Here is a 7,139-nt window from a genome sequence, read left to right on the forward strand (position 1 = left end):
GATACCCGGGTGACGGAGAATTCCAGGAAATGGGAATACCCGGCCCCGTACGGTCGGAGCGCAATGGTCCGGATAACTTCCGGAGGCCGTGAGATGACCGTCACCGACACCGCCGCCGACACCCCCGCCGTATGGCGGCCCGGTGCCACCGGCCCGCTGTCCGACCCCGGGCCGCTGCTGCCCGACCCGGCTCCCGTACGCCGCGCCGGGACCCCGGAGGGCGCCGCCATCGATCACGGCCTGGCCCGCCGGCTGCACGGCTCCCTCGTGCGCGGACGGCGCTTCAACGAGCAGGCCACCGCCCTCGCCCGGCAGGGCCGCCTCGCCGTCTACCCCTCCTCGACCGGTCAGGAGGCCTGCCAGGTGGCCGCGGCCGCCGTGCTGCGATCCACCGACTGGCTCTTCCCCACCTACCGCGACACCCTTTCGGTGCACCTGAGGGGCGTCCCCGCGGCGGAGACCCTGGCGTTGCTGCGCGGCAGCGAGCACAGCGGCTACGACCCTCGGCGCTGGTGCACCGCACCCCTGTGCACGCCCCTGGCCACGCACCTTCCGCACGCCGTCGGCCTCGCCCACGCCGCCCGGCTGCGCGGCACCGACACCGTCGCGCTGGCCCTCGCCGGGGACGGCGCCACCAGCGAGGGCGACTTCCACGAGGCGCTCACCTTCGCGGGCGTCCTGCGGGTGCCCGTCGTGTTCCTGGTGCAGAACAACGGCTTCGCGATCTCCGTGCCGCTCGCCCGGCAGAACGCGGCACCCTCCCTCGCCCACAAGGCGGTCGGCTACGGCATTCCCGGACGGCTCGTCGACGGCAACGACGTGTTCGCACTCCACGAGGTCCTCGACGAGGCGGTGGCCGGGGCGCGGTCCGGCGCGGGACCGGTCCTGGTGGAGGCCGTGACGTACCGCGTCGATCCGCACACCAACGCCGACGACCCGCGGCGCTACCGCACCGAGTCCGAGGTGGCGGCCTGGCGCGAGCACGATCCGGTCGTACTCGCGGAGGGCCAGCTTCGCGCGGCCGGGCTGCTCGACGAGCGGACGGTGCGCGACGCCGCGGAGGCCGCGGAGCGCACCGCCGCCGAGCAGCGCGCCGCGTTCGCCGAACCGTCCGGTCCGGACGGCCCCTCCGGCCCGCAACCGGCCGGTCCGGACGGCCTGTTCCAGCACGTGTACGCCCGTCCGACCGCCCAGCTGCGCGAACAGGCCACGGCACCCGCCCCCCGGCCCCGCGCGGCGGGCGGACCCGAGGAGGTCCCGGCATGACCACGCTCGAGGACACGGGTCCCCCGCCCGGGGCGGAGACCGCACCGCCCGGCGAACCCGAGGCTCCCGGTGGGGACTTGGCAGCCGTCACCATGGCGCGTGCCCTCAACCGGGCGCTGCGGGACGCGATGCACGCCGACAGCACCGTGCACGTTCTGGGCGAGGACGTCGGCGCCCTCGGCGGGGTCTTCCGGGTGACGGACGGCCTGACGGCGGAGTTCGGCACGGAACGGTGCACCGACACCCCGCTGGCGGAGGCGGGAATCCTGGGCACCGCCGTCGGCATGGCGATGTACGGGCTCCGGCCCGTCGTCGAGATGCAGTTCGACGCCTTCGCGTACCCGGCCTTCGAACAACTGGTGTCGCACGTGGCCAAGATGCGCAACCGTACGCGCGGGGCGATGGCTCTGCCGCTGACGGTCCGGGTGCCCTACGGCGGCGGGATCGGCGGGGTCGAGCACCACAGCGATTCGTCGGAGGCGTACTACATGGCCACGCCCGGACTTCAGGTGTTCACACCCGCCACGGTGGCGGACGCGTACGGAATGCTGCGGGCGGCGATCGCCTCCGAGGACCCTGTCGTCTTCCTGGAGCCCAAGCGCCTGTACTGGGCGAAAGAGCCGTGGAGCGAGCAGGACCCGGCGGCCGTGGAACCGGTCGGCCGGGCCGCCGTACGGCGTGCGGGGCGCGGAGCGACACTGATCACGTACGGCCCGTCGGTGCCGGTGTGCCTCGACGCGGCCGAGGCGGCACGCGCAGAGGGCTGGGACCTCGAGGTGGTCGACCTGCGTTCGCTGGTGCCCTTCGACGACGACACCGTGTGCGCCTCGGTGCGCCGGACCGGGCGTGCGGTGGTGGTGCACGAAGCGGGCGGGTTCGCGGGGCCGGGTGCGGAGATCGCCGCCCGTGTCACCGAACGGTGCTTCCACCATCTGGAGGCGCCGGTGCTGCGGGTCACGGGGTTCGACATCCCCTATCCACCGCCCCTCCTCGAACACCATCACCTGCCGGGCGTCGACCGGATCCTCGACGCGGTCTCCCGGTTGCAGTGGGAGCAGTGGTGAACGCGGTGCGCCGGGAGTTCCGGCTGCCCGACCTGGGCGAGGGCCTGACGGAGGCGGAGATCGTCCGCTGGCTGGTGGCGGAGGGCGACCACGTCGAGGTGGACCAGCCGCTCGTCGAGGTGGAGACGGCCAAGGCGCAGGTGGAGATCCCCAGCCCGTACGCGGGCCGGGTCGTCGAACGCCGTGGTGCTCCCGGGGCGGTGCACGCCGTGGGAACCGCCCTCGTCGTCATCGCGGAGCCGTCCGGACCCGGTCGGCGGGGGGAGCCTTCCGCCGGGGAACCGGTCCTCGTCGGTTACGGAACGCGGGACGTCACCCCGGTCGTCCGGCGGCCCGCGGCCGCCCCTGCCGGCTCTCCCGCACGGCACGGGCGTCCCGCCGGGGCCGTGGCGGCAACGCCGCCCGTACCGGCCGCCGCACCGCCCCGCGCCGCGGACGGACCGGTCCCGGTGGTGTCGCCGCTGGTACGCCGCATGGCCCGGGAGCACGGCATCGACCTGCGGGCGGTGCCGGGCACCGGTCCGGCCGGGCTCGTCGGCCGTTCCGACGTCGCGCGAGCCATATCGGTGCTCGACGGCCCCGCGTCCCCCGCGTCGGGCACCGGCACCGCACCCGCCGTCGGCCCGGCCGATGACGGGTCCGATGACGGGACCGGTCACGGGGTCGTCGTCTGGCACGGAGTGCAGCGCGCCGCCGCCCGCAAGGTGACGGACAGTCACCGTGAGATCCCCGCCGCGACCTGCTGGCGGGAGGCCGACGCCACCGGCCTGCTCGAACTGTGCAAGGGCTCGCACGAGGGCGCCGGTCCGCGCGTCGGGGTGCTCGCTCTCGTCGCCCGGATGTGCGTGGCGGCCCTTCAGCGCCACCCGGAACTGGGCTCCCGTGTGGTGTACGGCGCGGACGGCACGGCCACGGGCGTCCGGCCCCCCGCGTCCATCGGCCTCGGCATCGCCACCCGGACCGATCGCGGCGTGGTCGTCCCCGTCGTGCACGACGCCGGGCGGCTCACCACGGCCCAGCTCGCTGCGGAGATCGGCCGGCTCGTCGGCGGCGCACGCGAAGGCACCCTCGCCCCGCACGAGTTGACAGGCGGCTGCTTCACGCTCAACAACCACGGCGCGCTCGGCACCGACGGCGCGGTCCCCCTGATCAACCACCCCGAGACCGCGATGCTGGGCGTCGGCCGGATCATCCGCAGACCGTGGGTGGTCGACGACGCGGTGGTGCCGCGCAGCGTCGCTCCGCTGTCCCTGACCTTCGACCACCGCGTGTGCGACGGGGGCACCGCCGCCGCTTTCCTCAACTCCGTCGCCGAGGCCGTGACCCTGCCCGGAACCCTTCTGCTCCACCTCTGACGCCGCCCCCGGCGGCCGTGTCACCCGTGTCACCCGGGTCACCCGGGTCACCCGGGTGACGCACAACTCCGCTGCCGTGGAACGGAATTGCCGTTGTCCGCTCGCGTTCCCGGTCGTACACTCCAAGGCATGATCTTCTGACCGGAGCGGCGGGATTCCACGAACACCCCAGCCATCCGCCCATGCGTCGGCGCACACCGCGCCCCGTGCCGGACCACGCCCGGCGATGGGCCGTGGGGCACTCCCGTGTCCCGGAGGAGATCTACGTACACATGCCTTCTCAGCTCACTCTCTCCGGCGTGTCCAAGGGATTCGCCGACCATCTCGTGCTCGACCAGGTGTCGTTGAGCATCCGGCCCGGTGAGACCGTCGGCGTCGTGGGCGAGAACGGCGCCGGCAAGACGACGCTGCTGCGTCTGATGGCCGGTGTCGACGCCCCCGACGAGGGCACGGTCACCGTCGACACCGAAGGCGGCGTCGGACTGCTCGGCCAGACCCTCGACCTGCCGCCGTACTACACCGTGAGCGACGCCATCGACTGGGCGCTGTCGGATCTGCGCGAGATGGAACGCCGGCTCCGCGCGATCGAGGCGGACATGGCCACCGCGTCCCCCGCCGAACTCAAGGCCTACGACGAACTGGTGACCCGCTTCGAGGCCCGCGGCGGCTACACAGCCGACGCCCGCGCCGCCGCGGCGCTCGACGAACTCGGCGTCGGGCACATCCCCCACGACCGGCCGCTCAGCGCCCTGTCGGGCGGCGAGCAGAGCCGTCTCGCCCTCGCCTGCATGCTCGCCACCGAACCCGACCTGCTGCTCCTCGACGAGCCCTCCAACCACCTCGACGACCGGGCGCTGGACTGGCTGGAGAACAAGCTGCGGCGCTTCCGCGGCACCGTCGTCGCGGTCTCCCACGACCGTGTGTTCCTGGAGCGCGTCACCGACGTGATCCTGGAGGTCGACGGCGACCGGCACACGGTCAACCGGTACGGGAACGGCTACGCCGGGTTCCTGGAGGAGAAGGCGGCGGCCCGCAGGCGCTGGGAGGAGGCGTACCAGACCTGGCTGGACGACATGGAGTTCCAGCGGGTGCGCAGCGTGACCACGGCGCACCGCGTCGGCTACGCCAACCGCTTCCACTCCAACAAGCTGCAGTTCCACAACCACGGGCTGCGGGCCGAGCGTCAGGTCGGCAGCCGGGTCCGCAACGCACTGGAGCGGCTGCGCCGCCTGGAGGAGGACCCGGTGCCCCGCCCGCCCGACCCGCTGCGCTTCTCCGCGGGCCTCTCGGGCACCGGTGAGCAGTTCGACGCCCCGCTGGTGACACTGACGGACGTGGTGGTCGAGGGCCGCCTGCGGGTGGGATCGCTCAGCGTCGACAAGCACAGCAGGCTGCTCGTCCACGGCCCCAACGGGGCGGGGAAGACCACCCTCCTGAACGTCCTGGCGGGGGCGTGCGAACCCGATTCGGGTGAGGTCGTACGGCAGGGAGGCATCAGTTACCTGCCCCAGGAGGTGACGGTCCGCAAGCCGGAACAGTCCCTGCTCGCCGCCTTCGCCGAGGGCCGGGTGGGAACCCTGGACGAGCACCGCGAGCAGCTGGCCTCACTCGGCCTGTTCCCGGCGGACTCCTTCCACGTGCCCGTGGGCGGTCTGTCGGTGGGTCAGCAGCGCAGGCTGGCCCTGGCGCGCCTCGTCGTGCAGCCCGCGGACCTGCTGCTGCTCGACGAGCCCACCAACCACCTCGCGCTGACGCTGATGGAGGAACTGGAGGACGCGCTGGCCCTGTTCGAGGGAGCCGTGATCATCGTCTCCCACGACCGGCGGCTGCGTGCCCGCTTCGACGGCGAACCCGTCGAGGTGCGGGACGGTGTGCTGCGCGCCGCGGAGCCCGCGGGTCCCGCGCCGCTGTGAGAGCGGGCCGCCCCGGCAGGACATGCCGGGGCGGCGGCAGCGTGCGGTCTCCGCGGCGTACCGGGGACGACGCGGCTCCGGCGGGGCGGCGAGCATGCGCCGCCCCGCCGGAGCTCCGGGGCAGCCGCCGGCCGCGCGGGGTCCGCGCGGCCGGGGTCACCGGGCGGGTCACCAGGTGACGGGGATCTCCGAGAAGCCGCTGAGCATCGAACCCGGGCTCGACCAGCGGAGGTTCGCCACGTCGGTGCCGAGGGCGAGCTTGGGGAAGCGGCGCAGCAGCGAGCCGATGGCCACCTGGAGTTCGACCCGGGCGAGGGCCGCGCCGAGACAGAAGTGGATGCCGTGGCCCAGCGCGGTGTGCTGGTTGTCGGGGCGGTCGAGGATCAGTCCGTCGGGCTCGTCGTAGCGGCGCGGATCCCAGTTGGCGGCCTGGGTCGAGGCGAGGACCGCGCTGTTGGCCGGGATGTGCGTCCCGCCGATGGTGACGTCGTCGAGCGTGACCCGGAACAGCGCACCGTCGCCGGCGGGGGCGTAGCGCATGAGTTCTTCCACCGCGGACGGCAGCAGGTCGGGGTCGCGGCGCAGCTGTTCGAGCCGCTCGGGGAAGCGCAGCAGCGTGAGGATGCTGCTGCCGAGCTGGTTCGAGGCCGGCTCGTACCCCGCGAGCAGCAGGATGAGCGAGAGCGAACGCACGTCGTGCTCGGTGAGGTCGTCCTCGGTCTGGGCCGTCCTGACCAGGGCGCTGAGGAGGTCGTCCCCCGGTTCTTCGCGCTTGGCGACGACCAGCTCGTCCAGGTAGTTCTCGAGGGAGTCGCGTGCGGCCGTCCACTCCTCCATGGAGTAGCCGGTGAGCGAGACCATGATGTCCGCCCAGGTGCGGAACCGGGCGACGTCGACCATCGGGACGCCGAGCAGCTCGCAGATCACGGTGATGGGGAACGGCGCCGCGAGCGACTCCACGATCTCGGCCGGCGGGCCCTGCTTCTCCATCTCGTCGAGCAGACCGTCGACGATCTCCTGCAGCCGCGGGCGCATCCGCTCGACCCGGCGGGCGGTGAAGTCCCGGGAGAGCAGGCGGCGCAGCCGCGTGTGGACGGGCGGATCCGTCGTCATCACGCTCTCGAAGGTCATCTCGGTCAGGCGCGGCGCTCCGGGCAGGTCCTGACGGACGCTGAACCTGGAGTCGGAGAGGACGAATCGGACGTCCTCGTACCGGGTGACCAGGAAGCCCGGGTCGCCCGTCGCCATGGTGATCCTGGCGACGCGCTCGGTCTCGCGGAGCTCCTCGTACAGGGGCGGAATCTCTGTCGGAACCGCACGGTCGAAGGGGTACTGGTGACGCGTGTCGCTGGCTGCCATGTCTCTCCATGTCCTTCGGCGCGGACAGTCCGGTAAGCCCGCTCGTCTCGTCCGACAGTGAGTGTGCTCGCCCGGGCGCCGCGGCGAGAGGGGGCGTTCACGGTCCGTCAGTCCGTCATCAGGGCGCCATCAGGCGTGCCGCCCATAGTGGGTCGGCAAGCACGGACCGGCGAGGAGGCCTG

The 7,139-nt window shown here is 73.2% G+C and carries 4 protein-coding genes and 1 pseudogene; 4 read left to right on the top strand and 1 reads right to left on the bottom strand.

The window, feature by feature from the left end; all coding sequences use genetic code 11:
* Nucleotides 1–115: 115 nt before the first annotated feature.
* The 4 genes and pseudogenes from ACFPA8_RS20280 to abc-f form a co-directional block, all read left to right on the top strand.
* Nucleotides 116–1,266, top strand: a pseudogene (locus ACFPA8_RS20280) (thiamine pyrophosphate-dependent enzyme); the annotation flags it as partial.
* A gap of 92 nt (nucleotides 1,267–1,358) precedes the next feature.
* A complete protein-coding gene (locus ACFPA8_RS20285; protein WP_386450701.1) occupies nucleotides 1,359–2,330 on the top strand; it encodes an alpha-ketoacid dehydrogenase subunit beta in 972 nt (323 codons plus the stop codon).
* Nucleotides 2,327–3,685: a dihydrolipoamide acetyltransferase family protein gene (locus ACFPA8_RS20290; RefSeq protein WP_386450554.1), complete on the top strand. Its 1,359-nt coding sequence runs from the start codon at nucleotides 2,327–2,329 to the stop codon at nucleotides 3,683–3,685. The genes ACFPA8_RS20285 and ACFPA8_RS20290 overlap by 4 nt, the downstream gene beginning before the upstream one ends.
* 272 nt (nucleotides 3,686–3,957) lie before the next feature.
* A complete protein-coding gene (abc-f, locus tag ACFPA8_RS20295) occupies nucleotides 3,958–5,598 on the top strand; it encodes a ribosomal protection-like ABC-F family protein (RefSeq protein ID WP_386450556.1) in 1,641 nt (546 codons plus the stop codon).
* Between the two features lie 168 nt (nucleotides 5,599–5,766).
* Here the strand turns inward: abc-f and ACFPA8_RS20300 are convergent, their stop codons facing one another.
* Nucleotides 5,767–6,957 carry a cytochrome P450 gene (locus ACFPA8_RS20300; protein ID WP_386450558.1) on the bottom strand — a complete coding sequence of 397 codons (1,191 nt, stop codon included), beginning with the start codon at nucleotides 6,955–6,957 and terminating at the stop codon, nucleotides 5,767–5,769.
* Nucleotides 6,958–7,139 lie beyond the last annotated feature (182 nt).

The sequence above is a fragment of the Streptomyces ovatisporus genome (genome assembly GCF_042653885.1).
GTDB lineage: Bacteria > Actinomycetota > Actinomycetes > Streptomycetales > Streptomycetaceae > Streptomyces > Streptomyces ovatisporus.